The organism is Micromonospora sp. CPCC 205558 (assembly GCF_036902955.1).
Taxonomy (GTDB): domain Bacteria; phylum Actinomycetota; class Actinomycetes; order Mycobacteriales; family Micromonosporaceae; genus Micromonospora.
Window position 1 is genome coordinate 161,336 of sequence record NZ_JBAKHR010000016.1, and the last position, 24,358, is coordinate 185,693.

General features: G+C 71.2%; 21 protein-coding genes. 10 read left to right on the top strand and 11 right to left on the bottom strand.

Translation table 11 applies throughout. The annotated features are described in order from the left end of the window. Position 1 precedes the first annotated feature (1 nt). From V6U86_RS19670 to V6U86_RS19690, 5 genes are all read right to left on the bottom strand, one after another. On the bottom strand, positions 2 to 403 hold the full coding sequence (locus V6U86_RS19670) for a YciI family protein (protein WP_334505298.1): 402 nt from the start codon (positions 401 to 403) through the stop codon (positions 2 to 4). A 105-nt stretch (positions 404 to 508) separates the two neighbouring features. Next, positions 509 to 2,644 carry an alpha-galactosidase gene (locus tag V6U86_RS19675; RefSeq protein ID WP_334505299.1) on the bottom strand — a complete coding sequence of 712 codons (2,136 nt, stop codon included), beginning with the start codon at positions 2,642 to 2,644 and terminating at the stop codon, positions 509 to 511. Then, positions 2,641 to 3,555, bottom strand: a complete 915-nt coding sequence (locus V6U86_RS19680) for a carbohydrate ABC transporter permease (RefSeq protein WP_334505300.1) — start codon at positions 3,553 to 3,555, stop codon at positions 2,641 to 2,643. The genes V6U86_RS19675 and V6U86_RS19680 overlap by 4 nt, the downstream gene beginning before the upstream one ends. Continuing rightward, the gene (locus tag V6U86_RS19685; protein ID WP_334505301.1) at positions 3,552 to 4,508 is read right to left on the bottom strand and encodes a carbohydrate ABC transporter permease; all 957 of its coding nucleotides are present in this window, start codon (positions 4,506 to 4,508) and stop codon (positions 3,552 to 3,554) included. Before V6U86_RS19685 ends, V6U86_RS19680 begins: the two co-directional genes overlap by 4 nt. A 21-nt stretch (positions 4,509 to 4,529) precedes the next feature. Further along, positions 4,530 to 5,858 (bottom strand): ABC transporter substrate-binding protein, encoded by a 1,329-nt coding sequence (locus tag V6U86_RS19690; protein ID WP_334505302.1) that lies wholly within the window; start codon positions 5,856 to 5,858, stop codon positions 4,530 to 4,532. Positions 5,859 to 6,141: 283 nt separating this feature from the next. On the opposite strand from V6U86_RS19690, the gene V6U86_RS19695 reads away from it, so the two are divergent. From V6U86_RS19695 to V6U86_RS19710, 4 genes are all read left to right on the top strand, one after another. Next, the gene (locus V6U86_RS19695) at positions 6,142 to 8,133 is read left to right on the top strand and encodes a beta-galactosidase (protein WP_334505303.1); all 1,992 of its coding nucleotides are present in this window, start codon (positions 6,142 to 6,144) and stop codon (positions 8,131 to 8,133) included. Positions 8,134 to 8,170: 37 nt separating this feature from the next. Further along, a complete protein-coding gene (locus V6U86_RS19700) occupies positions 8,171 to 8,947 on the top strand; it encodes a DeoR/GlpR family DNA-binding transcription regulator (RefSeq protein ID WP_334505327.1) in 777 nt (258 codons plus the stop codon). A gap of 39 nt (positions 8,948 to 8,986) precedes the next feature. Further along, entirely contained in the window at positions 8,987 to 9,481 is a 495-nt protein-coding gene (locus V6U86_RS19705) for a hypothetical protein (protein ID WP_334505304.1), read from the top strand. A gap of 62 nt (positions 9,482 to 9,543) precedes the next feature. Then, a complete protein-coding gene (locus V6U86_RS19710; protein WP_334505305.1) occupies positions 9,544 to 10,494 on the top strand; it encodes a sporulation protein in 951 nt (316 codons plus the stop codon). Between the two features lie 68 nt (positions 10,495 to 10,562). Here the strand turns inward: V6U86_RS19710 and V6U86_RS19715 are convergent, their stop codons facing one another. Together V6U86_RS19715 and V6U86_RS19720 are read right to left on the bottom strand one after the other, a co-directional pair. Further along, positions 10,563 to 10,844 carry a hypothetical protein gene (locus tag V6U86_RS19715; RefSeq protein WP_442934975.1) on the bottom strand — a complete coding sequence of 94 codons (282 nt, stop codon included), beginning with the start codon at positions 10,842 to 10,844 and terminating at the stop codon, positions 10,563 to 10,565. Positions 10,845 to 11,110: 266 nt separating this feature from the next. Next, positions 11,111 to 13,153 (bottom strand): glycerophosphodiester phosphodiesterase family protein, encoded by a 2,043-nt coding sequence (locus V6U86_RS19720; protein WP_334505307.1) that lies wholly within the window; start codon positions 13,151 to 13,153, stop codon positions 11,111 to 11,113. A gap of 191 nt (positions 13,154 to 13,344) precedes the next feature. On the opposite strand from V6U86_RS19720, the gene V6U86_RS19725 reads away from it, so the two are divergent. Continuing rightward, positions 13,345 to 13,767, top strand: coding sequence for a hypothetical protein (locus tag V6U86_RS19725; protein WP_334505308.1), 423 nt, complete (start codon positions 13,345 to 13,347; stop codon positions 13,765 to 13,767). Positions 13,768 to 13,866: 99 nt separating this feature from the next. On the opposite strand, the gene V6U86_RS19730 is transcribed toward V6U86_RS19725, so the two are convergent. Next, positions 13,867 to 16,161 carry a HelD family protein gene (locus V6U86_RS19730; RefSeq protein WP_334505309.1) on the bottom strand — a complete coding sequence of 765 codons (2,295 nt, stop codon included), beginning with the start codon at positions 16,159 to 16,161 and terminating at the stop codon, positions 13,867 to 13,869. 147 nt (positions 16,162 to 16,308) lie between these two features. On the opposite strand from V6U86_RS19730, the gene V6U86_RS19735 reads away from it, so the two are divergent. Beyond that, on the top strand, positions 16,309 to 16,935 hold the full coding sequence (locus V6U86_RS19735; protein WP_334505310.1) for an SGNH/GDSL hydrolase family protein: 627 nt from the start codon (positions 16,309 to 16,311) through the stop codon (positions 16,933 to 16,935). 68 nt (positions 16,936 to 17,003) lie between these two features. On the opposite strand, the gene V6U86_RS19740 is transcribed toward V6U86_RS19735, so the two are convergent. After that, a complete protein-coding gene (locus V6U86_RS19740) occupies positions 17,004 to 18,140 on the bottom strand; it encodes a LolA family protein (protein WP_334505311.1) in 1,137 nt (378 codons plus the stop codon). A gap of 95 nt (positions 18,141 to 18,235) precedes the next feature. On the opposite strand from V6U86_RS19740, the gene V6U86_RS19745 reads away from it, so the two are divergent. Both V6U86_RS19745 and V6U86_RS19750 read left to right on the top strand, forming a co-directional pair. Then, on the top strand, positions 18,236 to 18,892 hold the full coding sequence (locus tag V6U86_RS19745; protein WP_030488551.1) for a response regulator transcription factor: 657 nt from the start codon (positions 18,236 to 18,238) through the stop codon (positions 18,890 to 18,892). Positions 18,893 to 18,966: 74 nt separating this feature from the next. Further along, a complete protein-coding gene (locus V6U86_RS19750) occupies positions 18,967 to 20,394 on the top strand; it encodes an ATP-binding protein (protein ID WP_334505328.1) in 1,428 nt (475 codons plus the stop codon). 58 nt (positions 20,395 to 20,452) lie between these two features. On the opposite strand, the gene V6U86_RS19755 is transcribed toward V6U86_RS19750, so the two are convergent. Together V6U86_RS19755 and V6U86_RS19760 are read right to left on the bottom strand one after the other, a co-directional pair. Next, the gene (locus tag V6U86_RS19755) at positions 20,453 to 22,138 is read right to left on the bottom strand and encodes a tetratricopeptide repeat protein (RefSeq protein WP_334505312.1); all 1,686 of its coding nucleotides are present in this window, start codon (positions 22,136 to 22,138) and stop codon (positions 20,453 to 20,455) included. 57 nt (positions 22,139 to 22,195) lie between these two features. Continuing rightward, a complete protein-coding gene (locus tag V6U86_RS19760) occupies positions 22,196 to 22,657 on the bottom strand; it encodes a MarR family winged helix-turn-helix transcriptional regulator (protein WP_334505329.1) in 462 nt (153 codons plus the stop codon). A gap of 49 nt (positions 22,658 to 22,706) precedes the next feature. On the opposite strand from V6U86_RS19760, the gene V6U86_RS19765 reads away from it, so the two are divergent. Then, positions 22,707 to 23,228 (top strand): VOC family protein, encoded by a 522-nt coding sequence (locus V6U86_RS19765; RefSeq protein ID WP_334505313.1) that lies wholly within the window; start codon positions 22,707 to 22,709, stop codon positions 23,226 to 23,228. A gap of 24 nt (positions 23,229 to 23,252) precedes the next feature. Next, positions 23,253 to 24,140 (top strand): hypothetical protein, encoded by an 888-nt coding sequence (locus V6U86_RS19770; RefSeq protein ID WP_334505314.1) that lies wholly within the window; start codon positions 23,253 to 23,255, stop codon positions 24,138 to 24,140. Positions 24,141 to 24,358: the final 218 nt, after the last annotated feature.

Sequence of the window (24,358 nt, forward strand, 5' to 3'; positions counted from 1 at the left end):
CTCACAGCTCCGCTGGCGGCGCGGACATCACCGGGTGCACCTCGATCGGCATATTCAGCGGCCGACCGCCGGGGCCGGGTGCCGTGGAGATGTTCGCGGCCAACTCCACGGCCCGCTGCGGGCTCTCGCAGTCGACGATCCAGAAGCCGGCCAGGAACTCCTTCGTCTCGGCGAACGGCCCCTCGGTGACGACCGGCGTCCCGCCCTCACCAGCCCGGACGATCCGGGCCTGCTGCGGGCCGCCGAGGCCCTGGGCGTCGACCCACTCGCCGGCGGCGGTGAGTTTGTCGTTGACCTCGCCCATGAAGGCGATGTGCGCCCGGACCTCGTCCTGGGTCCAGGTGTCGATGCTCGGGAAGTCCGCCCCGGCGGCGCTGAACTGCATCAGCAGCATGTACTTCATGGTTGGCTCCTCACGCCCGCGCACCCTCGTCGGTGCTCTCACACTGAGGTAGAAGCAGGCCCTGCCGTTCTCGACACCCCGGCCGAAAATTTTCCCAAAATCTTGTCAGTCGACGGCCTCGACCTCCAGCACCAGGCTCTGCTCCGGGTGCAGGGCGGGCAGCTGCACACCCACCCGGGCCAGCGCCGCCCCACTGAGGGTCACACCGCCAGCCAGCCAGGTGGGCGCGGACAGGTCGATGGTCGCCGGGGCGGGGACGCCCGACACCGGCCGCACCCGGTACCGCCGGCCCGGTTCGAGGCCGGGCAGCCGTACCGCGCCAGGTACCTGCGACACCGAGGTGGTCAGCCGGGCCACCGCGTACACCGCTCGGGTGTTGTCGTGATCGACAACGCCGTGCGCCCAGACGGCCGGGTCCGGGTGATCGACCCGGACCACCCGACCGGCGTGCAGCAGCGGGCGTAGCCGCTTGTGCAGTGCCACCCAGGCGGCCAGTTCGGTCTGCTCGGCGGCGCTGACCGAGGCGATGTCCCACTCGATGCCGTGGTGGCCGAAGAGCGCCGTCGCCGCCCGGAAGCCCAGGTCGTGTACGCGCTTGGTGGTGTGCGAGCGTTCCGGGCCGACGTGGGTGCCGATCAGCTCCGGTGGCAGCAGCAGCCCCGTCCAGCGCTGGATGCTGAGCCGCTCCAGGGCGTCGTTGCAGTCGCTGGCCCAGACCCGGTCGGTGCGCGCCAGAATGGCCAGGTCCACCCGGGCCCCACCGGACGAACAGCTTTCGATCTCCACGCCCGGGTGGCGAGCGCGCAACTCGTCGAGGAGCCGGTAGACCGCCAGGGTCTGCCCGTGCATCCCGGGACGGCCCTGATGCCCGGCCTCGCTGAGGTCCCGGTTCTGGTCCCACTTGAGATACCGGATGCCGGGGTGGTCGGTGAGCAGCGCGTCGAGGCGTGCCAGCACATAGTCGTACGCCTCGGGGCGGCCCAGGTCGAGCACCTGCTGGTGACGCCAGGCCGGCGGCAGCCGCCCCGGCACGGCGAGCAGCCAGTCGGGGTGCGCGCGGAACAGGTCCGAGTCGGGGTTGACCATCTCCGGCTCGACCCAGAGGCCGAACTGAAGGCCCTGGCCGGTGACGTGGTCGATCAGCGGTTGCAGGCCGTCCGGCCAGACGCCCTCGTCGACGTACCAGTCGCCGAGCCCGGCGGTGTCGTCGCGCCGACCGCGGAACCAGCCGTCGTCGAGCACGAACCGCTCCACGCCGATCTGCGCGGCCCGGTCGGCGAGCGCCCGCAGGCGGTCCAGGTCGTGGTCGAAGTAGACCGCTTCCCAGACGTTGAGTGTCACCGGGCGCGGGGAGCGCGGGTGCCCGGGGCGGGCCCGGAGGTGGCTGTGCAGCACGTCGCTGAGCCCGTCCAGCCCGGCGTCGGACCAGACCGCGTAGAGCAGGGGCGTTTCGTACGACTCGCCGGGGCCGAGCCGGATCTCCCCGGCGGCCAGCAGCTCGCCGCCACCGACTGTCGACTCGCCGGTGGGTCGACGCTCGGCGAACGTGACGTGGTCGCCACTCCACGCGGTGTGCACCGCCCAGACCTCGCCGTGACCGAAGTCGAAGCCGGTGGTGCCGGCCACCAGTAGGAGTGTGGCGTCATGCCCGGTGCGGCCGTGCCGGCCCTCGCGGACCCAGGTGCCGTGCTGCCACGGGTGCCGCTGCGGGGACCGTTCCCGACACCACCGGCCGGTCAGGTCGAGCAGTTCGGTGGCGACCGCCGGCACCGGGAGCACCGGCGTCAGCTCCCGCAGCTCGTACGCGCTGTCGCCGTCGTTGCGCAGCCGGTGCCGAACGGTCAGCAGGCCGTACGGGTCGAGGGTGATCTCGATGGTCACTGTCAGCCCGGCGGCCGAATCCGAGGCCCGCACCGTCAGTAGCGCCGCGTCGGGGTCGGTGTCGCGCACGTCCATCCCGTCGAGGCGGAAGGAGGTGGACCAGTCTCGTCCGTCGCGGTGCCCGGCCAACCCCGGTCGGCCGCTCCAACCGGCGCTCGCCTCCGGCAGCAGGGACAGCACGGTCGGCTCGTCGAAGCTGCTCGGCACCACCGGCGGCACTGTCGCGTCGGTGAGCTGGCGCAGGCCGTCGTCGTCGAGGTCGCCGACGTCGCCGCCCCAGTGCACGACCCGGGGCAGCCCCGGGCCGCGCGCGTCGAGCACCAGGCTGGTCCGCGCGCGGCGCAGGTGCAGGATCGTCATCCTTTGGAGGCTCCCAAGGTCAGGCCCCGAACGAAGTGCCGCTGGAGCATAAAGAAGATCACCAGGGTGGGGATCGCGACGAGCACGCTGCCCGCCGAGACCAGGTTGTTGTCGGTGAAGAACTCACCGCGCAGGTTGTTGAGTGAGCTGGTCACCGGGAACTTGTCACCGGTGCGCATGAGGACGGTGGCCCAGAAGAACTCGTTGTAGATCCAGGTCACCTCCAGCGTCGCCAGCGCGGCCAGGGCCGGCCGGCACAGCGGCATGGTGACCTGCCAGTACTGCCGCCAGATGCTCGCCCCGTCGACCATCGCAGCCTCGTACAGGTCACGGGGCAGCGCCTTCATGTAGTTGCTGAGCACGAAGACGCAGAAGCCGCACTGGAAGGCAACATTGATCAGGATCAGGCCCCAGTAGCTGTCGTAGAGCAGCTCCGAGTCGCTCATGAACTCCGGCAGCGGCACCTCGGTGAACAGCCGGAACAGCGGGATGAGCAGCGCCTGCTGGGGCAGCAGGTTGGCCGCTGTGAAGACCCCCAGCAGTACGAGGTTGAGCTTCCAACTGAACCGGGCGATGACGAACGCCACGCAGGAGGCGAGGAAGAGGGTCAGCAGCACCGCGGGCACGGTGATGTACACCGAGTTGAGGAAGTGCTGCCCGAACTCCGCCGTCCGCCAGGCGGTGAGGTAGTTGTCGAAGGTCCAGCCGCCGAACGAGACGTAGCCGTGCTGGGCGGTGTAGTCGTACGAGCGCAGCGAGGTCAGCACCGCCCAGGCGATCGGGAAGAGCCAGGCCAACGAGACGACGATGAGGAAGCCGTGCAGCAGCATCCGCATCGGGGTCAGCTTGCGGCGCCGCGGCGGCGCGTCGGGCTCACCCTCGGTACGCCGGGTGATGGTCGCGGTGCTCATTCCCGGTTCTCCCTCATCACGGTCGCCAGGTAGATGGTGATGAAGACCAGCGAGACGACCAGCATGATCGTTGCCAGTGCGGAGCCGAAGCCGATCCGGCTCGCCTCGCCCACCACGTTCTGGGTGACCAGCGCGGAGATCAGCTCCAGCCCGTTGCGGCCCTTGTTGACCACCCAGACCAGGTCGAACGCGCGCAGCGACTCGATCACGGTCACCACCAGCACGATGATGTTGATCGGCCGCAGCACCGGGAACACCACCCGGAAGAACGTCCGGCTCTCCGAGGCGCCGTCGACCGCTGCGGCCTCGCGCAACGATGGATCGACACCCTTCAGGCCGGCCAGGTAGAGCAGCATGATGTACCCGACGTGCCGCCACCCGGAGGCGACCATGACCGCCCAGATGTTGACGTTCGAGTCGCCGTACCAGTCGATGCTGCTGCCGAAGACGGCGTTGATCAGCCCCTGGTCGCGGGAGTAGAGCAACTGCCAGACGAAGCCGATGAGCGCCAGCGAGAGCACCACCGGCAGGTAGAGCGCGGTCTGGTAGAAGCGGCTGCCACGCAATTCCTTGTCCAGCAGCACGGCCAGGAACATGCCGAACGGGCTGGCGACCAGGAAGAGCACCGCCAGCCAGAGCAGGTTGTGCTGGATCGCCGGCACGAACGGCGGGTAGATGTTCACCACGTCGCTGTAGTTGCGCGCGCCGACGAACTCGATCTCGTTGAGTGGGCCGATGCCGTCCCAGTTGGTGCCGGAGAGCAGCACGGTGGCTGCCGCCGGCAACCAGACGAACCCGGTGACGAGCAGCAGCGGGACGAGCACCATCAGCGTGATGACCACGCGGTCGGTGCGGGACAGGAGCCGTAGCCGCCGGCGACGGCCACCGGTTGAGGTGGTCGTCGCCGGCGGCGGCACGGCGCGATCCGCTTGGATCAGGGGCAGGTCGGACACGATGTCCTCCCCCTTCCGCCGTCAGTCAGTGAAGATCGACTTCTTCTGGTTCTCAATGGACGACGTGAGCCCGTCGATGTCCTTGGGGTTCTTGATGAACTGCTGGATCGCCGGGATCATCACCGTGGAGGCGAAGTCCGGCCGGGTGTCCCGGTCGAGGAACTGGGCGATCTCGGTGGCCGAGCCGACCAGTTCTGCGGCCTTCTTCTGCAGCGCGGTGTAGCCGCCGACGTCAGCGCCACTGTTGGCGACGAGGACGGCCGGGTCGTTCTTGAGGTTGATGTCCGCAGCGGCCTTGCCACCGAAGTACTCCAGCAGCTTGCGCGCGTTGTCCTCGTTCTTGGGCTTGCGCGCCATCATGTAGCCGTCGATCGGGGCGTCCAGCGCCTTGGCGCCGATGGCCGGGTCGATCTCCGGGAAGGTGAAGAAGTCGAGGTCGTCCTGCTCGTCGTTGCTGAACTGCTGACCGACGAAGAGGCCGAGCAGGTACATGCCGCTCTTCTTCTGCTGCAACGACTGCGCGGCCTCCTGCCAGGTGCGGCCGAGGCTGTCCGGCTGGTGCAGGGGGAGCAGACCGGCCCAGGTGTCGAAGACCTTCTTGACCTTGTCGGAGGTCCAGGCCTCCTTGCCGGCCATCAGGTCGATGTGGAACTGGTAGCCGTTGATGCGCAGGTTGAGGATGTCGAAGGTGCCCATCGCCGGCCAGCCGTCCTTGTCGGCGAAGGCGATCGGGGTCAGGCCGTCCTTCTTCATCTGCTCGCCGAGTGCGGTGAACTGGTCCAGGGTGGTGGGGACCTGGTAGCCGTGCTGCTGCCACACCGACTTGCGGTAGAAGACCGCCCACGGGTAATACGTCGCCGGTACGAAGTACTGCTTGCCGTCGTCGCCGGTGGATGCCTTCTTGAAGGCGTCGGAGTAGCCGGAGAGCTTGCCCCACACGTCGCTGATGTCGCTGGCCAGGCCCTTCTGCGCGAAGAAGCGCATCCGGTAGCCGGCGAACCAGGTGAACACGTCGTCCGGCTTGCCCTGTAGGTAATTGTTGATGTTTTCCTGGAACGTGTTGTGGTCGACCGTGTTGACCGCGACCTGCACCCCGGACGAGGTCTTGAAGCCGTCAGTGACCTTGACGAGGACGTCCTTCGGCTTCGGGTCGGACTGGTTCGAGCCGAGCGACACGTCCTTGCTGGACCCGCCGGAGCCGGAGTCGTCGCCACAGCCGGCGAGCAGGCCGGTGCCGAGCAGCGCGCCCGTGCCGGCCGCTCCGGCCAACAACGATCGTCGGTTGATGCCGGCGACTGAGGGCGGTACGAGCCGAGCCAGGTACTCGGCTTGGGATTGGGGACGGGACATCTGTGCCTCCTGCGGATGAAGAGGTGCTACGCCCAAGGGCCGTCAGGGTGGTGAAGGCAGGTCCGGCGCCGTGATCACACATTGAGATCCACCGAGAATCCACATTGGCGAACACGAACGGCCATTGGGGCCTCAAGCTACCCTGCGGTCAGGCGCTGTCAAGAGGGCTGTTCGCCTCTGATAACCCAGTCGTGACACGGCCGTTACCAGGTAAACGTTGGAAAGAAGCTCGATGTTGGAACCTGTTGACTTCCGTGCACCAGCGGGTGCACCCTCAGCTGTCATGCGGCGATGGCAGGGTGACAGCATCTATTTCGGTGGCGACTACAACCCCGAGCAGTGGCCCGAGGAATCCTGGTCGGAGGACATCGACCTGATGCGCCGGGCCGGGGTCAACCTGGTCTCCGTCGGCATCTTCTCCTGGGCCCTGCTGGAGCCCAGCGCCGCGCGCTTCGAGTTCGGCTGGCTGGACCGGGTGCTGGACCTGCTGCACGACGGCGGCATCCAGGTCGACCTGGCCACCGCCACGGCCAGCCCACCGCCGTGGTTGGCCCGCGCGCACCCGGAGACGCTGCCCCGCCGCGCCGACGGCGCGATCCTCCATCCGGGTGGACGACAGGCGTACTGCCCCAGCTCACCGGTGTTCCGCGAGCGCTCGCTGGAGCTGGTGCGCGCGGTGGCCGGCCGGTACGCCGAGCATCCCGCCGTGGTCATGTGGCACGTCTCCAACGAGCTGGGCTGCCACAACGTGCACTGCTACTGCGACGTCAGCGCCGAGGCGTTCCGCGGTTGGCTGCGCGAACGCTACGGCGACCTGGACCGGCTCAACGACGCGTGGGGCACCGCGTTCTGGAGCCAGCGCTACGGAGACTGGGCCGAGATCAACCCGCCGCGCACCGCGCCGACCTTCGCCAACCCCACGCAGCAGTTGGACTTCCTGCGGTTCTCCTCCGACGAGCAGCGCGCCCAACTGCGCGCCGAGCGCGAGGTGCTGACGACGATGGTCCGGCAGCCCGTCACCACCAACTTCATGATCGGCTTGGGCGTCAAGCACATGGACTACCACTCCTGGGCCGCCGACGTGGACCTGGTCTCCAACGACCACTACCTCACCGCCGCCGACCCGCAGGCGCACCTCGGGCTGGCGCTCGCCGCCGATCACACCCGGGGCGTCGCCGGCGGCGAACCGTGGCTGCTCATGGAGCACTCCACCAGCGCGGTCAACTGGCAGCCGCGCAACGTGGCCAAACTGCCCGGGCAGCTGCGCCGCAACAGCCTCGCGCACGTGGCCCGCGGCGCCGACGGGGTGCTCTTCTTCCAGTGGCGGGCCTCCCGGGCCGGCGCGGAGAAGTTCCACTCCGCGCTGGTGCCGCACGCCGGGCCGGACACCAAGGTGTTCCGCGAGGTCTGCCAGCTCGGCGCGGACCTCAAGGCCCTCGCGGAGGTACGCGGCAGTCGGGTGGACGCCGACGTGGCGATCCTGTTCGACTGGGAGGCGTGGTGGGGCGTCGAGTTGGATTCGCACCCCAGCGTCGACGTCACCTACGCCGACCGGCTGAACGCCCTGTACGGCTCGCTCTGGCGGGCCGGCGTGACCGCCGACATCGTCCACCCGTCGGCCGACCTCAGCGGCTACCGGCTGGTTCTCGTGCCGACCCTCTACCTGGTCCGGGACGCCGACGCCGACGCGCTGCACCGCTACGTCGAGGCCGGCGGCACGACGGCGGTCACCTACTTCAGCGGCATCGTCGACGCCAACGACCACATCCGGCTGGGCGGCTACCCGGGCGCGTTCCGGGAGTTGCTCGGCGTCCGGACCGAGGAGTTCTTCCCGCTGCGCGAGGGTGAGCAGGTCCATCTCGACGACGGCGGCACCGCCGACGTGTGGACCGAGTGGCTGCACGTCGACGGCGCGGAGGTGCTCGCGTCGTACACCGATGGGCCCCTGCCGGGCGTGCCGGCGCTGACCCGGCACCAGGTGGGCGACGGCGCGGCCTGGTATGTCGGCACCCGCCTGGACGAGCCCGCCACGGATCGGCTCGTCGCCCGGCTGGTCGCCGAGGCCGGCGTCCGCCCGGCGGCGTCGGCGCCGTCCGGGGTGGAGGTGGTCCGCCGCCGCGACGACGACCGGACCTGGCTGTTCGCGATCAACCACACTGACACCGAGGTACGCCTGCCGGTGCACGGCGTCGACCTGCTCACCGGCGGACGTTGCGCCGGTGAGCTGACGCTGCCGGCGGGTGAGGTGGCGGTCGTCCGTGAGGATCGGGCCTGATTCCGACGACAGCCACGGCGCGAAGGAGGTTCCCCACATGCTCGCCCAGCAGCGGCAGACCGCCATCCTCGATCTGATCCGCCAAAGTGGCGGGGTGCGGGTGAGTCACCTGGTCAGCCGGTTCGGCGTGTCCGACATGACGATCCGGCGTGACCTGGAGGTGTTGGCCGAGCGCGGCCTGGTCGACAAGGTGCACGGCGGCGCGACCCTCGCCGGGCCGGGCTCCGCCGAGGAACCCGGCTTCGCGGCGAAGTCGATCCGCCAGCAGGCGGAGAAGCGGGCCATCGCGGAGCGGGCCGCGACAATGGTGGAACCGGGGATGGCCATCGCGCTCTCCGCCGGGACCACCACCGCCGCGTTGGCCACGCTCCTCTCCGACGTACGCGGGCTGACCGTGGTGACCAACTCGATCCCGGTGGCCGACGCGCTCTACCAGAACCCGCGCGCCGACCAGACCGTCGTGTTGACCGGCGGCATCCGTACCCCGTCGGATGCGTTGACCGGGCCGGTGGCCGAGGCGGCGATCAGCGCGCTCAACGTCGACCTGCTGTTCCTCGGTGTGCACGGCCTCAGCCCACGCACCGGCTTCACCACGCCCAACCTGCTGGAGGCCGGGGTCAACCGGTGCCTCATCGGCGCGGCCCGCCGGCTCGTGGTGCTCGCCGACCACACCAAGTGGGAGACGATCGGCATCGCCACGATCGCCCCGCTGGAGGCCGCCGACGTGCTGATCACCGACCGTGGGCTGCCAGCCGAGGCGCGCACCACGATCGGCGAACAGGTCGGCGAGCTGATCATCGTGGAACCCGATTAGTGGCGCGGTCCCGGCGCCTTGAGTGAGAGGAGCACGGTCATGACTGCGGTCAAGGTGCGACTCGCGGCGATCGTCGTCGTGGGCCTGGCCCTCGTCGGAATGCTGAGTTGGGTGTCCGGCTCGTGGCCCGCCGACCAGAGCCGGGCGACCGTCGATCACTGCTATGTGACCCACGACCGGCTGGAGGCCATGCACAGTCGGTGCGTCGGCAACTGGACCCGCGGCGGCCGGGGGCGGCAGGGGCCGATCCACGGCGTCGACGTCCAGGAGTCCTGGAAGATCATCGACGACGAGCCCAGCAGCGCGTACGAGTGGGAGGTGGCCGTCCCGGCCTCGGCTCGACAGCCACGCGTACTCGCCGACAACCGGCAGGCATGGACGTTGTCGCCGCGTGCCCTGCCCTGGGGTGTGGTCCCCGCCGGCCTCGTGGCGCTGTTGGCCGCGCTCGCCTGGCTGATTACCGCGACGGTCAAGGAGAGTCGGGGCTGCCGGCGCGGCCGCGCTTCACAGCCATCTCACAGGGGTTCTCGATAGGGTGCCGTCCGAGTCAACGTCCGACTCCAACCTGGAGCGGTCGGCGTCGCACAGGAGTTCCGATGGTCTTCAAGAAGATGTTGAGCGCGTTCGGTGTGGGCGGTCCCAGCGTGGACACCGTGCTGACCAACCCCAACACCCGGCCCGGCCTGACCCTCGACGGGCAGGTCAACCTCGTCGGTGGCGACGCTGAGGCAGCCATCGAGCAGGTGGTGATCGGCCTGGTCACCCGGGTCGAGGTCGAAGGACACGACACCGAGTACGCGGGCACGATGGAGTTCCACCGCATGGCGGTCAGCGGTCCGCTCCAGCTCGCCCCGAAGCAGCAGCTCTCGATCCCGTTCCAGATGCCGGTGCCGTGGGAAACCCCGATCACCGACGTGTACGGCCAGCGCCTGCACGGCATGACGATGGGCCTGCGCACCGAGTTGGCGATCGCCCGGGCGGTCGACAAGACCGACCTGGACCAGGTGGCCGTGCACCCGCTGCCGGTGCACGAGCGGATCCTGGAGGCGTTCCAGCGGCTCGGCTTCGGGTTCAAGCACGCCGACCTGGAGCGTGGTCACATCCGGGGCGTGCAGCAGACGCTGCCGTTCTACCAGGAGATCGAGTTCTTCGCCTCCCCGCAGTACGCGAGCACCATCCGTGAGGTCGAGCTGACCTTCGTGACCAGCCAGCGCGGCGTCGAGGTCATCCTGGAGTGCGACAAGCGCGGCGGGTTCCTCAGCGCCGGGCACGACGCGTTCGGCCGCTACCAGGTGTCGCACACCGACGCCGACCGGGTGGACTGGGCGCAGGTCGTCGACGGCTGGCTGCGCGAGACCACCTCTCGCTACGGCAGCCTGCGCTCGCAGTACGGGTCGAGCCACGGCCACGGTCACGGCCGGGGCGGCATGGGGATGGGCGGCATGGTCGCCGGGGCGGCGCTCGGTGTCGCCGGCGGCATGATCGCCGGCGAGATGATCGAGGATGCGTTCGAGGGCGACTTCGGCGACTTCGGCGGCGACGAGTAGCCGCTCCACACACGACGACAGTGGCCTCCGGGAATGCTCCCGGAGGCCACTGTCGCATATACGACGTGTCAGTGCTTGCTGCGTTCCCTGCCGGACCGGCGGGCCGAGCCGGCCTTCGCCAGACCACGGCTGACCAGGTAACCACCGGTCAGGATGGTCAGGAACAACCACGCCCGGTTCGGGTCGTTGATGTTCAGGCCGTTGGCGGTGGTGCCCCTCCAGAACGCGGAGATCACCAAGAGCGCGACCGCGGCGGCGTAGACCCAGAATTCCGTCGTCAGGAACGCCTGCTTGGTCTCCGTACCCGGCGACGGCATCGGGTCACGATGTCCGTCCCGCATGGACGGCATCTGCTGCGTGTCCCGCATCATGGCGGGGTTCTGCGGGTCGTTCATGGGCCGGTTCATCGGCCGGGTGGAAGCAGCCTGCGTGCTCATCTGGTCCTCCTCAGGATGCGATGAGTCGTACCTGCATTCCCTCGCCCCGCTACCGCGTTTCGGCCACGGCAGGGTTCGCTTTCGTGGCGGGGACAACCCCCGACTACCCGAGGCCCCGGAGCAGGTAACACCGATCGCCGGCCGGAAAAATCCAGCCGGCGATCGGGTGGTTCGGCGGGTCAGCGCAGGCCGTTGCGGATCGCCACGCGCACCAGAAGGTCCGGGTCGTCGGTGATGACGCCGTCGACGCCGAGGTCAATGACCCGTTGCATCACCGCCGCGTCATCGACGGTGTACGGAATCACCTTCAGGTTGTCCCGCGTCTGCAGGGTGCGAACGTCCGGTCCGTGGAAGTATGCCGGGTTCTCCCGCAGGTACCAGTCGGCCGAGGCGACAGTGCCCTGCAACGGGTCGTGCACCTGCCAGTTGGCGGAGACCGTGCCAGCGCCCGCGGCCCGGGTCAGCTTGCCGAGGTCGCGGTACTTCCACCAGTCCAGTCCACCGGTCCACGGGCTCTTCACCGAGGGGTTGCCGTAAACCGCCTCCAGTGAGCACTCGTCGGCGAGGGTCGCGCACTCGGCCGGACCGTACTGCCAGACCAGCCCAACCGTGCCGATCCGCCGGTCGAGCTGCCGGGCGTAGGTGATGGTGCGCCAGTCGAACGACTGGATGGTGGCCCGGCTGGTGAAACCGGCCCGCTGGATCGCGTCGACGAGCTTGCGGGTGAAGCTGCGGTACGGCTCGGTGTCGTTCACCACCGGGCTGATCTTCGTCTCGATGTTCATGCCGATGTCGGTGCGGCCGCTTGCCTTCACCAGGGCGAAGACCTCGTCCAGGGTGGGGATCCGGGCACCGGGTGCGGGCACCTGGGCGGGCAGCTCGGGCAGTGTCTTCGTGCCGCAGTCGACGGTCTTGAGCTGCGCCAGGGTCAACTCGTGCACCGGCTTGCCCACGTACGGGAACTTCCGGTCACCCGGGCGCACCGGGGCGGTGTCGACGCAGTGCGACCCGTTGACGGTGCGGTCGTGCAGCACCACGAGCTTGCCGTCGGCGGTCACCCCGGTGTCCAACTCCAGCGTGGAGATGGCCCGGTTGGACAGCGCGTTCGAGAACGCCGGCAGCGTGTTCTCCGGCCGGGTGGCCCGCCCGCCCCGGTGCGCCTGGATGTCGAACGGCGCGGTGTACGCCTTCGGCAGCTGGTAACCGCGCTGCGCCAGCAGGCCACGCAGCCGGTCCGGGTAGTCGGTGATCATGCCGTCCACCCCGTCGTCGATCAGCTTGGCCATGGTCGGCACGTCGTCGACGGTCCACGGGATCACCTTGATCCCGTACCGGTGCGCCTGGGCGACCATCTCCTTCGTGACATACGGCTGGTAGCCCGGGTCGGTGACCGTGCCGTTCTGCGGCATGCCGTGCACCGGCGAGAAGGCGCTGGCGCCGAAGCTGCGGACCGCCTTGATCGGGTCGCCACCGAAGTCGTCGATGTCCAGCCCGCCCAGCCACGGCGAGGCGCCCGGCTGGCCGGTCTGCAGGAAGTCGTAGTTGGTCAGGGCCACCAGCGGCAGCTTCGGCTCGACCTGACGCATGCGCATCAACGCGCCCCAGTCGAAGCTCTGGATGGTGACCTGCTTGAGCAGCCCGGCGGCGCGGATCTCGGCCGCGGTGACCCGGACGAACTGCTCGCGGGGGGCGGTCTCGGTCGGGGCTCCCGCCTCGACCTTGGTCTCGACGTTGAGCTTCACGTCCTTCGCCCGGTAGTGGTTGACCAGCGCGAACACCTCACGCAGCAACGGCATCCGGGCACCCGGGACGGCGAGCTGGCCGGGCTTGTCCGCCAGTGTCTTCGAGCCACAGTCGAGCGAGCGGACCTGGGCCAGGCTCAGCGTGTTGATGTACTTCCCGACGTACGGGAACTCCGGGTCACCGGGCGTCACCGGGGAGGTGTCGACGCACTTGGTGCCGGTGACCTTCCGGTCGTGGGTGACGACGGCCTGGCCGTCCTCGGTGATCTGCACGTCCAGTTCGAGGGTGGTCACCCCGAGCTGGAGGGCGTTGCCGAAGGAGGCGAGGGTGTTCTCCACCCGCAGCCCGAGGCCACCCCGGTGGGCCTGCACGTCGAATGTCCGGTCCGGTCGCGGTTTCGCCTGGGCGGGCACCGCGAGCCCCGTCGTCACCGTCGCGGCAACCAGGGCCGCGAGGGCGGTACGGCGTACTGTGCGCACGCTGTCATCCCCTCCTGCCGGCGGGCATCTCCCACCGGTCGCCGGACAGCATGGACATCGCGGGCTGCGGGCAGGCGGCCAGCTGGCGGCGCGACGGTGAACCGCTGCGGACGACCTCCCGGTCATGGCGGGTTTGGTCGGCCGGTGGCCGGGCACGCAGTCAGTTCCACAGCTTCTGCGAGGTGATGGACGTGCGTGAGGACGACATGCGGCAGGACGCCGCCCGCGAGGCCGAGGATCGGATCGCCGGCGGCGTGTACGGCAAGGGCGCCCTCGACGAGGTGACGGTGCCCCGCACCGATGTGGAGAGCCAGATCCAGCGCGACGACCCGCTCGATCCGGCGAACGAGCGGATCGACCCACAGGTGTTGCGCGACGGTGGCCCCGTCGGCGGGCAGGGCGCGGTGACCACCACCGGTGGCACCGCCGGGCCGGCGAGCGTACGCCGGGTGGCCCGACAGCCGGAGCGCCACCGCGGCAAGGTCGCACCGACCACCACCGGCGACGCCACCACCGGCGGCCTCAGCACCCCGATGGGCGGTGGCACCAGCGACCAGTCCACATCGGCGACCGGCCCGGCCAAGTCCATCAGAGAACGATCGCCCAACGACTGACCCTGGTCGTCCGTTCCCGCGTGATCATGCGGTTGGCGTGGCTGTCGGAGAGCACAGTCCACGCCAACCGCATGATCGACAAGTGGGTCCGGGCCCGGGTCAGCTCGCCGGGCGCAGGATGCCCAGGCGTTGGGTGGCGCGGGTCAGGGCCACGTACAGGTCGCTGCGCCCGCGCGGCGACTCGGCCACCATCCGGTCCGGGTCGACCACGAGCACCGAGTCGAACTCCAACCCCTTGGCCTGTGCGACGGTCAGCACCACCACCCGGCTCTCCAACTCCGGATGCTCGCCGACGGCCGCCTCCGGCAGGGCGGCGGTCACCGCAGCGCCCAACTCACCCACCCGACCGGCCGGCACGAGCACGCCGAGCCGGCCCTCGGTCAGCCCGGCCGCCTCCCGGCTGGCCTCGGCGACCAGCTCCGCCGCCAACCGCCCGTCGGGCACCGTCCGGTCCCACGGGGGTACGCCGCTCTCCCGCACCGAGCGCGGTGGCCGCAGCGCCGGGTCGATCTCGGCCAGTACCTCGGCGGCGACCGCCATGATCTCGGCGGGGGTGCGGTAGCTGACAGTCAGCTCGGTGAGCCGCCACCGCTGCTCGACATACGGCGCGAGGGCCTCCGCCCAGGACGGCGTGCCGCTGAGCGCCCCGGTCTGTGCGACATCCCCGACGATCGTCATCGACCGGCTCGGGCAGCGGCGCATCAGCAGCCGCCAGGCCATCGGCGACAACTCCTGCGCCTCGTCCACGATCACGTGCCCGAACGCCCAGGTGCGGTCGGCGGCGGCCCGCTGCGCGGTGGTCAGCCGGTCGGCCTCCTCCTGCCGTTCCAGCAGCCGATCCGCGTCGATCAGGTCGGTGACGCCGAGGATCTCACCACCCTCAGCCTCGTCCTCGACGTCGATCGAGCGGGAACCCCGGGCGATCTCCAGCACGCCCTCGGCGTACTCCCGTTCCATCATCCGGATGCGGTCCCGCCGGGCGGCGGCGGCACGTTCGTCCTCGCCGAGCAGCTCGGCGGCCTCGTCCAGCAGCGGGACGTCGGCCGGCGTCCAGCCACCGCGCTCGCGCCGCAGCAGCGCCCGCTCGTCCTCGCTGAGCATCGGCGCGGCGGCCGCTATCCGATCCGGGTCGGCGTAGAGGTCGGCGAGCAGCCGCTGCGGCGTGAGCACCGGCCACAGCTGGTCGAGGGCGGCGCGGATCTCCGGCTCCTCGCGCAACTCCCGCCGGATCTCGGCCCGGTCCGCCTCGTCGAGGAGGTTGTCCCCGCCGAGCGGGTCGGCGCCGATTCGTTCGGCCACCTGCTCGGCGAGCGCGTGCACGATCTCCACGTCGAACAGCGCCCGGGCCAGGTTGTGCGGTCGGTCGGCGCGACGGACCCGGTCCCGGGCAACGCGCACGGTCTCCGGGTCGAGGGTCAGCGTCTCCCGTTCGACCTCGATCTCCAGCGGCTCGTCCGGCACCCACTGCCGGTCCCGTACGGCCAGCGCCAACACCTCGGCCAGCACCGCCCGGCCCTTGAGCGCCGCGGTCTCGGCCGGCTCGGTCCGTTGCGCGCTGACCCCGGGAAAGAGATCACCCTGGGTACGCAGCAGCACACCGGTCTCGGCCAGCGTCGGCAGCACCTGGGAGATGTACCGCAGGAAGGTCGCGTTCGGGCCGACCAGCAGCACGCCCCGGCTGGAGAGTTCGCGGCGGTGCGTGTAGAGCAGGTACGCCGCACGGTGCAACGCGACAGCCGTCTTGCCGGTGCCGGGGCCGCCCTGGACCACCATCACGCCGGGGAGTTCCGCGCGGATGACCTCGTCCTGCTCAGCCTGGATGGTCTCGACGATGTCGCGCATCCGGCCGGTGCGGCCCGCGTTGAGCGCGGCGAGCAGCGACGCCTCACCGGTCAGCTCCTCGTGGGCGCCGGGGGAGGCGGTGTCGATGTCGAGCACCTCGTCGTTGAGCCCGGTCACCTTGCGCTGCCGGGTACGCAGGTGCCGGCGACGGCGTACGTTCTGCGGGTTGGCGGCGGTGGCGAGGTAGAACGGGCGGGCGGCGGGGGCCCGCCAGTCCATCAGCAGCGGGTCGTAGTCGCCGGTGGTGTCGAAGATGCCGATCCGGCCGATGTAGCGGCGGGAGTCGTCGTCGCCGTCGAGACGGCCGAAGCAGAGCCCGTTCTCCACGGCGGAGAACTGTTCGACCTGATCGGCGTACATCGCTACCGAGCTGTCGCGCTGTGAGCGGTCCTGGAGTGTGCCGCCGGTGTTGTGCAGTTCGGCGGTGAGCCGGTGGGCTGCCTGCTCACGCAGCTCGTCCAGCCGGTTGTAGAGCATCGAGACGTACTCCTGCTCGCGACCGATCTCGTCGTCGAGCGGCAATTCGCCGGAACCGCCGGAGTGCCTTGACAAGCCGTCTCCCTAAAGATTAGAATCCTTTGCAGGAACGGCTTTTAGCCGTTCTTTTTTGTGCCCTTGGAACTGTTGAAGATAGCGCGTTCCGCCGGTTCTCACCAAGCCGGGCGTTCTGGCGCGCCGGTGATCGCGAGGTGACGGCGGATGATCCTGCGGACCGGCCAACGGGTGGTCTTCATCGGGGACAGCATCACCGATTGTGGTCGACGCGACGTCGCCGCGCCCTACGGCAGCGGATATGTGAGCCTGGTGCGCGCCCTGGTCGACGCCCGGCACCCCGAGTTGGAGTTGTCGTGGGTCAATCGGGGTGTGAGCGGCGACACGGTGCGGGACCTCGCCGCCCGCTGGGATGACGACGCCATCGCCGCACGGCCCGACTGGCTCGCGGTGCTGATCGGCATCAACGACATCTGGCGGCGCTACGGTGACCGGCCGGATGAGGCCGTCGGCATCGACGAGTACGAGCGCACCCTGCGCGACCTGCTGCGTCGGGCGGTCACCGCCACCGGCTGCCGACTGATCCTCGGCGACCCGTTCTTCATCGAGGCCGACCGCGGCGACCCGCAACGCGCCGACACCGACCGGTACGCGGCGGTCGTGGCCGGGCTCGCCGCCGAGTTCGACGCGGTGCACGTGCCCAACCAGGCGGCGTTCGACCGGGTGCTGGCGGTCAGCCCGGCGAAGCGCTGGGCCGACGACCGGGTCCACCCGCACCTGCCCGGCCACGCGGTCCTCGCCGACGCGTACCTCAGCGCCTTCGGCGTCTCCTGACCCGGGCCACGACCACAGCGAAGCGCCGGGCCGACCGTCAGGTCGACCCGGCGCGAACACCGCGGAGATCAGCCGCGCGCGGCCTGGTAGAGCCGCTCCGGCGTCACCGCTCCGGCGAGCACCCGGCCGTCGTCGGTGAGCAGCACACTGAACAGCTTGGCGCTGAAGAGCCGCCCGCTGCCCCAGTCACCACTGACGGCGGGCAGCCCGCCGAGCAGTTTCGACAGGTCCACGTCCGGTGCGGCGCCGGCCGGGGGAGCGGCCGGCTTCGGGGCGGCGGGCTTGCCGCCGACGGCCCCGTCCAGGCGGGCGACCAGCACCGTGCTCCAGCCGTCGCCCACCGCGCGGACCTGCGGGTCCGCCCCCGATTCGGCGTGGCCGGGTCGGCCGGGCTTGCCCGTCGGCCGCTCGGCCGTCTCCTCCGAGACCGTCACACCGGGCGGAGGGTTGAAGGTGAACTGGTCGGCGTCGGGGCGACGGTAGTCGACCTGGGTGAACGCCACCTCGAACGCCGGCTGGTCACTGCCCTTCGCGAGCACCTCGAAACGCAGCGGCACGTGCTGCTTGGCGTCGATGGCGATCCGCAGCTGGTGCACCAGTGAGTCCTGGTCGCGTGGCTGCAGCACCAGCTCGTACGAGTCCTGACCGGCGACGGTGGCCGAGCGGCCGACGCTGACCTCGGTGCTCGGGTCGATCGCGCCCAACGCCAGGTCGGCGGCCTGCTGCGGGGTGGCCGGCAGGTTCGCCGCCGGTTCGCCAGCGGACTTTCCGGCCCCGGCGTCGCCGCCCAGGGTGCGGTGGGTGGCGGCGTTGGTGCGGCTCTGCCAGGTCCACAGGTCCCGCCCGTTGCGGATGATGTCCTGCTCACCGAGGGTGTCCAGCAGCGCGACCCGCTGCTGGTCCGGCCCGGAGTACCAGACCCGCAGGGTGTGCGTACCGGTCAACAGGGTGGTCAGCTCGTTGCCGGGGAGCAGCCCGACGAGCGGCGGCAGGCCGAGGTCGGCGCGCTGCACGACGGTCCCGGACAACCCCTCCAGCCGGGATGTCTGCAGGTCGACCAGGAGCTGAGCGGCGGTACGGGGCGGCAGGCTCGGCTCGGCCTCGGCGGCGAACGTGCCGATCGCCGCGCCGCCGCCGATGACGGCGACGGCCGCGGTGGCCGGGACCAGCCAGCGCAGGACGGGACGGCTTCTCAGGACGGACATGGTGGCACCTCCTGCGGCCATCCTGCCCCCTCGGTGCTGTGAACGTGCTGAGGACACCGAACCGTGCTGATTGACCCGGGTGGCACCCTTGAGCTGTGCGCGTGCTGGTGGTGGAGGATGAAGCCCGGTTGGCGGCTGCCCTGCAACGCGGCCTCCAGGCGGAGGGTTTCGCGGTGGACGTGGCGGGGACCGGCCCGGCCGGCCTGGACGCGGCGCGGCACGGCGGGTACGACGCCATGATCCTCGACGTGATGCTGCCGGGCCTCTCCGGGTACGAGCTGGTTCGGCGGCTGCGCGCGGAGCAGCACTGGTTGCCGGTGCTCATGCTCTCCGCCAAGGACGGTGAGTACGACCAGGCCGACGGCCTCGACTGCGGCGCCGACGACTACCTGACCAAACCCTTCTCGTACGTGGTGCTGCTGGCCCGGCTGCGGGCACTGCTGCGTCGGGGCGCACCGGAGCGCCCGACCGTGCTGGCGGTCGGTGACCTGCGGCTGGACCCGGCCCGCCGACGGGTGACCCGGGCGGACGCCGAGGTGGCGCTGACCGCGCGGGAGTTCGCGCTGCTGGACTACCTGATGCGCCGGCCCGGCCAGGTGATTTCCAAGATCGAGTTGTTGGACCACGTCTGGGACGCGAGCCTGGAGACCGCACCGAACGCCGTCGAGGTGTACGTCGGCTACCTGCGCCGCAAGCTCGGCCGGGACCGGCTGGAGACGGTCCGGGGCGCCGGCTACCGGTTGGCGACGTGACGGCGGACGGCCCGGCACCTGCCCGTCGGGCCTGGCCCGGCCGGCTGCCGGTCCTCGGACTGCGCGGGCGGCTCATGGCGATCGGCGTGTTGGGCCTCACCATCGGATTGGCCCTGGGCGGGGTGGTGCTGCTCGGCGCGCTCGGCTTCGTGCTCCAGCGCACGGTCGACACCGAGGCGTTCCGCACCGCTGACGCGGTTGCCCTCCTCGCCGCCGAGGACGCGCTGCCCGACCCCCTGCCGGTGGCCGGCGGGCAGGTCCGCGTGCAGGTCGTCGACGGGCAGGGGCGGATCAGGGCGGCCTCGATCGACGCCGACCGTCTGGTGCCGATGGTCCGCCCGGAGCGGCTGGACCGGGATAGCCGGCAGCGGTTGGAGGTGCCGGCCGAACGGGTCGGGCTCGTCGGCCCGGTCCGCGTTGTCGCCGTACCCGCCGGCACCGCCGCCGACCCGCTCACCGTGCTGGTCGCCCGTTCGATGGCCGATGTGCGGCACAGCATCCATGTGGTCCGGACCATCCTGCTGGTGGCGTTCCCGCTGCTGGTGGTCGTCCTGGCCGGGGTGGCGTGGCGGGTGGTGGGCGCGACCCTGCGGCCGGTCGAGGCGTTACGTCGAGGCGCCGAGGAGATCACCGGGAGGGCCGGAACCGGCCGGCTGCCGGTGCCGGCGTCGGCCGACGAGATCCACCGTCTGGCGGTCACCCTCAACGGCATGCTGGACCGGCTGGAATCCGCCCGCGTCCGGCAGCGGGCCTTCGTCTCCGACGCCGCACACGAGCTGCGCAGCCCGTTGACCAACATCCGGACGGAGCTGGAGGTGGCCCAGCGCCTCGCCGACCGGACAGACTGGACGGCGGTGACCACCAACCTGCTCGCCGACACCGAGCGGTTGAGCCGCCTGGTCGACGATCTTCTGCTGCTGGCCCGCCTGGATGAGACCCCGCCGACCCGGGGGACCGGCCCGGTGGAGTTGGGCGCGTTGCTGACCGACGTCGCTGCCCGCTACCCGTCGCCGCCGGTGCGGGTGACGCTGCCCGCGGGCCCACTCTGGACGATCGGCACCGTCGAGGAGTTGCGTCGCGTGCTGGCCAACCTGGTCGACAACGCGGTACGGCACGCGTACGGCAGTGTCGTGCTCGCGGCCGAGGCGACACCGACGGCGGGGGCGACGGCGGGGGTGGGCGCGACGGTCGGGCCTGGCGTCGGGGCGTACCACCTGGTGACGGTGACCGACGACGGCCCGGGGGTCCCGGTGGCGGACCGGGAGCGGGTCTTCGATCGGTTCACCCGGCTGGATGACGGACGGGCCCGCGACGATGGGGGCGCCGGCCTGGGGCTGGCCATCGTCCGGGAGTTGGTCCGACGCGCGGGCGGCACGATCACCCTGACCGACGTGCCGGAGCAGCGAGGGCTACGGGTGTGCCTGCTGCTGCCGGCGTTGCCGGCCCAGGAGAGCGGGTTGACGGTCAGTGACGGCGCCCTGCCCCCGCCCGCCCACCGATGACCCTTTGCTCTGCACCCGCGGATGCAACAGGGCGCGGCTGGTGGAGGCGGCTGGCGGGTCAGCGGCGGCGGGTGCAGACCTGCTTGGACCGGGCCACGGTGTCGGTGGACCAGGCGACGGCGACGGTGAAGCAGAAGTCGTTGGTGCGGCTGAGCGCGTAGATGACGAAGCTGGTGGTGCCGGCCGGCAGCGTCGCGAAGATGTTGTGGGCCTGGCCGGTGCGACCGCCCGCGATGACCACCGGGCCCTCGCTGCCGGCCGGGTAGGTCCAGTTCAGCGCGATGCTGTCCCGGTTGTCGCGCAGGGTCACCGCGCTCGGTGGGGTGCCGGGCGGCGCCGCGGCGGCAGCCGACGCGGGTGCCGATCCGCCCGGGGCGGGCGCGGTGCTGGCCGGCGCGCCGGCGGTGGGGGAGGCGCTGACCGGCGGCGGGGTCGGCTCGTCGTCGCCGTCGACCCGGGCCACCCCGGCGATCACCGCCGCCGCGCCGAGGAGCACGACGACCACACCGGCCACCAACACCGGCACCAGCCGGTTGCGCTGCTCCGGCGGTGCGCGGTGCACGGGCACCGGCAGCAGCCGCGACGGCGTGTACGGCTCGACAGGCGCGTACGGCTCGGACGGCTGGTACGGCCCAGGCCCAGACGGTGCGTAGGACTCGGACGGCGGGTACGGCCCCGGCTCGGACGGCGGGTACGAGTCGGGCGGTGCGTATGGGTCGGGCGACTGGTACGGATCGGTGGGGGCGGCGGGACGGTGCAGCCGGTACACCCCGGGCTGTTCCTCCGTGCCGCCGGCCAGCCCCACCACCGATGGAGGCACCGGAGGGTCGGTGGGGTGGGGCGAGAGTTCGCCCACCGGTTCGGTCGGCCATCTGCCGCCCGCCGACCCGACCGTTTCGTCGGAGGGCAGCCGGGGGTTCGGAACCGCCCCGGCCTGGTGGGTAGTGGCTGCCGGCGGATGGTGACCGGATTCGGCCGGCCCGTCGCCGTGCGGTGGGACGCGGGCAGCCGGCACGACCGGCGTGTCCCGGGCCGTGGGTGGGTTGTCGGCGCAGGCGTGATCGGGATTCGCCGCCGCTCGGGCCAGGGCCGCCACCTGGGTGGCCAGGGGGTCGTCGGCGGGCAGGTGCTGCCGGCACAACTCACGGGCGAGCGCCAAATTGTCGTGTGCCTCGGCGAACTGCCCGCAGTCACGTTGCATCGCCCCGAGCCGCGCCAGCATCTTGATGCCGCTGGGGTGCCCGTCGCCGTACACCTCGCGGTGCAGTTCCCAGGCGTCCTGGAGGCGGTCGCGGGCTACCGTGCACTGGCCGCGCGCGTACTCCACGGTGGCCAGGTCGGCGTGCGCGGCGAGCACCCGCAGCGACTCCGGGCCGTCCTGCGCGGTCAGCTCGATGATGACTTCCTGGTAGAGCCGCGCCGCCCGGGAGTGGCTGCCGACCCGGTGCAGCACTGCGGCCAGGGTCGCGGCGGCGGCCACCGTGCGCGGGTCGGCGCGGCCGTGCAGGCGGGTGGTGGCCGCGTACGCGAAGGCGGCCCATCCTCGGGCCGAGTGCGGCTCACCGAGGGCGATCAGCACCCGCGCCTGGAGGCTGGCCGCCTCGGCCAACTCGGGGGTGGCGTTGGCCGGGCGGGGGTCGGCGTCGGTGAGCGCGTCGGACAGCAGCTGCTGTGCGCCGGCCAGATCGCCGGAGGACACGAGGTGGTGCGCCTGATCAGTCAGTTCACCGAAGCCGGAAGACACGCCCCATCGTGCTCATTTGACGACGGTAAGTACAAGACCCGCGCCGGTGTCGATTGGTCAGGATCCGGTCAGGTGGTCGGCCAGGGTCTCGCTGATCCGACGCAGCTGGTCGACCTGGGCGGGGCTCAACGCGTCGAACAGGTGTCGGCGTACCCCCTCGACATGGCCGGGTGCGGCGGCCGCGAGGGTCGCGAAACCCTCGTCGGTGAGCAGCGCGATCTGCCCGCGCCGGTCGGTGGGGCAGTCCTCGCGGCGCACCCAGCCGGCGGCCTCCAGCCGGGCCACGGCGTGCGAGAGCCGGCTGCGGGACGACCCCGCCGCCTGGGCCAGCTGGCTCATCCGCAGTTGGCGACCGGGGGCCTCGGAGAGCTGGACCAGGATCTCGTAGTAGGCGTGCGGCATGCCCGAGTCGCGTTGCAGCTCGCGGTCGAGAGTGTCCATCAGCACCCGGGAGGCGGTGAGGTACGCGCGCCAGGTGCGTTGCTCGTCGGGGTCCAACCAGCGGGTCATGGCCGCCATCATACCCCCGATGGTTGAATGTTCAACCAAACCGCGCTAGCCTCGGGTCATGGGTATCCACCGGCTCAACCACGCGGTCCTCTACGTCAGTGACCTCGCCCGCAGCGTCGCGTTCTACCGCGACGTGCTGGGCTTCCGCCCGGTGGCGATGACCCCGGACGGCTTCCGGGGCGCCACCTTCCTCCAGGCCCCCGACTCCACCAACGACCACGACCTCGGCCTCTTCGAGATCGGCGCGGGCGCCGGTCGGTCCACCGCCGGTCGGTCCACCGTCGGCCTCTACCACCTCGCCTGGGAGGTGGACACGCTCGACGAGCTGGCCGCCACCGCCGAGCGGCTGGTCGCGGCCGGCGCGCTGGTCGGCACCTCCGACCACGGCACCACCAAGAGCCTCTACGGCAAGGACCCCGACGGACTGGAGTTCGAGGTGGTCTGGCTGATCCCGGCCGACCTGCTCGACGACGCCGCGCTGGCCGCCCGCAAGCAGATCGGTCGCCTCGACCTGGACGCCGAGCGGCAGCGCTACGGCGGGCAGACCCGGGGCGGGGTGGGGATCTCCGTCCCGGCCTGACCGCCCGTACGGTAGAACGGACCGATGCCGACCGACCGGACCACCGATTTCCTCCGCGAGCTGCTGGTCCGCCAGTTGACGACCTGGCTGCCCGCGGCCCTGCACCGCTCCCGGCGGGCCACCATCGCCCTCGCGGGTGTCGACGCGGGCAGCGCGGAGGCCGCGCTGCGCCTGGTCGCCGCACACCGCGACCAGGTACGCGGCCGGCAGGTGACGATGCTGGTGTTGGCTGACAACGCCGCCGCCGACCTGCCGGCCCGGCTCGGCCCGATCGAGGCGGAGCTGCCCGCCGAGGTCACCGTGCACCTGCTGCCCGGAGACCCGTACCGGCTGCCGGTAGCGGTGAAGGCGGCCGGGGCGGCCGGCGCGCCGCTGTTCTCCTTCGTGGGTCTGCCCGGTGCGGTGACGCCGAAGCTGCTCACCGCCGCGACCAACGGCCGGACCGGCGAGCTGCTGCTGCACACCCGCGAGAGCGCCCGAGACGCGCTCGTCTCCGCAGGCTTCCCGCTGGTCGCCGAGGTGGCACCGGTGCTGCCCGGCGGCGACGCTGCCGGTGTGATCGCCTTCGGCAGCCGCTCCGACCGGAGTCTGGAGGCGGTGCGCGACGCGCTCTGGGCGGTCGGCGCGCAGTTCGACGTACGCTTCCGCGGCCCACTCGACCCGACCGGCACGACTGTCGACGTGGTTAACGACCCCGACCTCGAACCGCTGGCCCACGAGTTGCTGGCCGAGCTGCGGGCGGGCGGGCCACAGCAGGTCACCGAGCTACGCCGGCACACCCTCACCGCGACCGTCTACCGTGCCGCCGACGCCAACCGCGCCCTCACCACCCTGCTCGACGCCGGCGTCCTGACCCGCGACCGCGAAACGGGCCGCCTGGCCGGCGACGAAACCCTCAGAGCAACCCCCTAACCCCGCCCCGCCCCGCCCCCCCCGCCCCGCCCCGCCCCGCCCCGCCCCGCCGCCCCGCCCCGCCCCGCCCGTCCCCCGCGATCTTGCACTTTCTGCGGTGACACAAGGGGCATCCCTCGCGAATCGGCAACAGAAACTGCAAGATCGCGGGGGCGGGGGGCGGGGGGCGGGGCGCGGGGGGCGGGGCGCGGGGGGCGGGGCGCGGGGGCGCGCGGGGG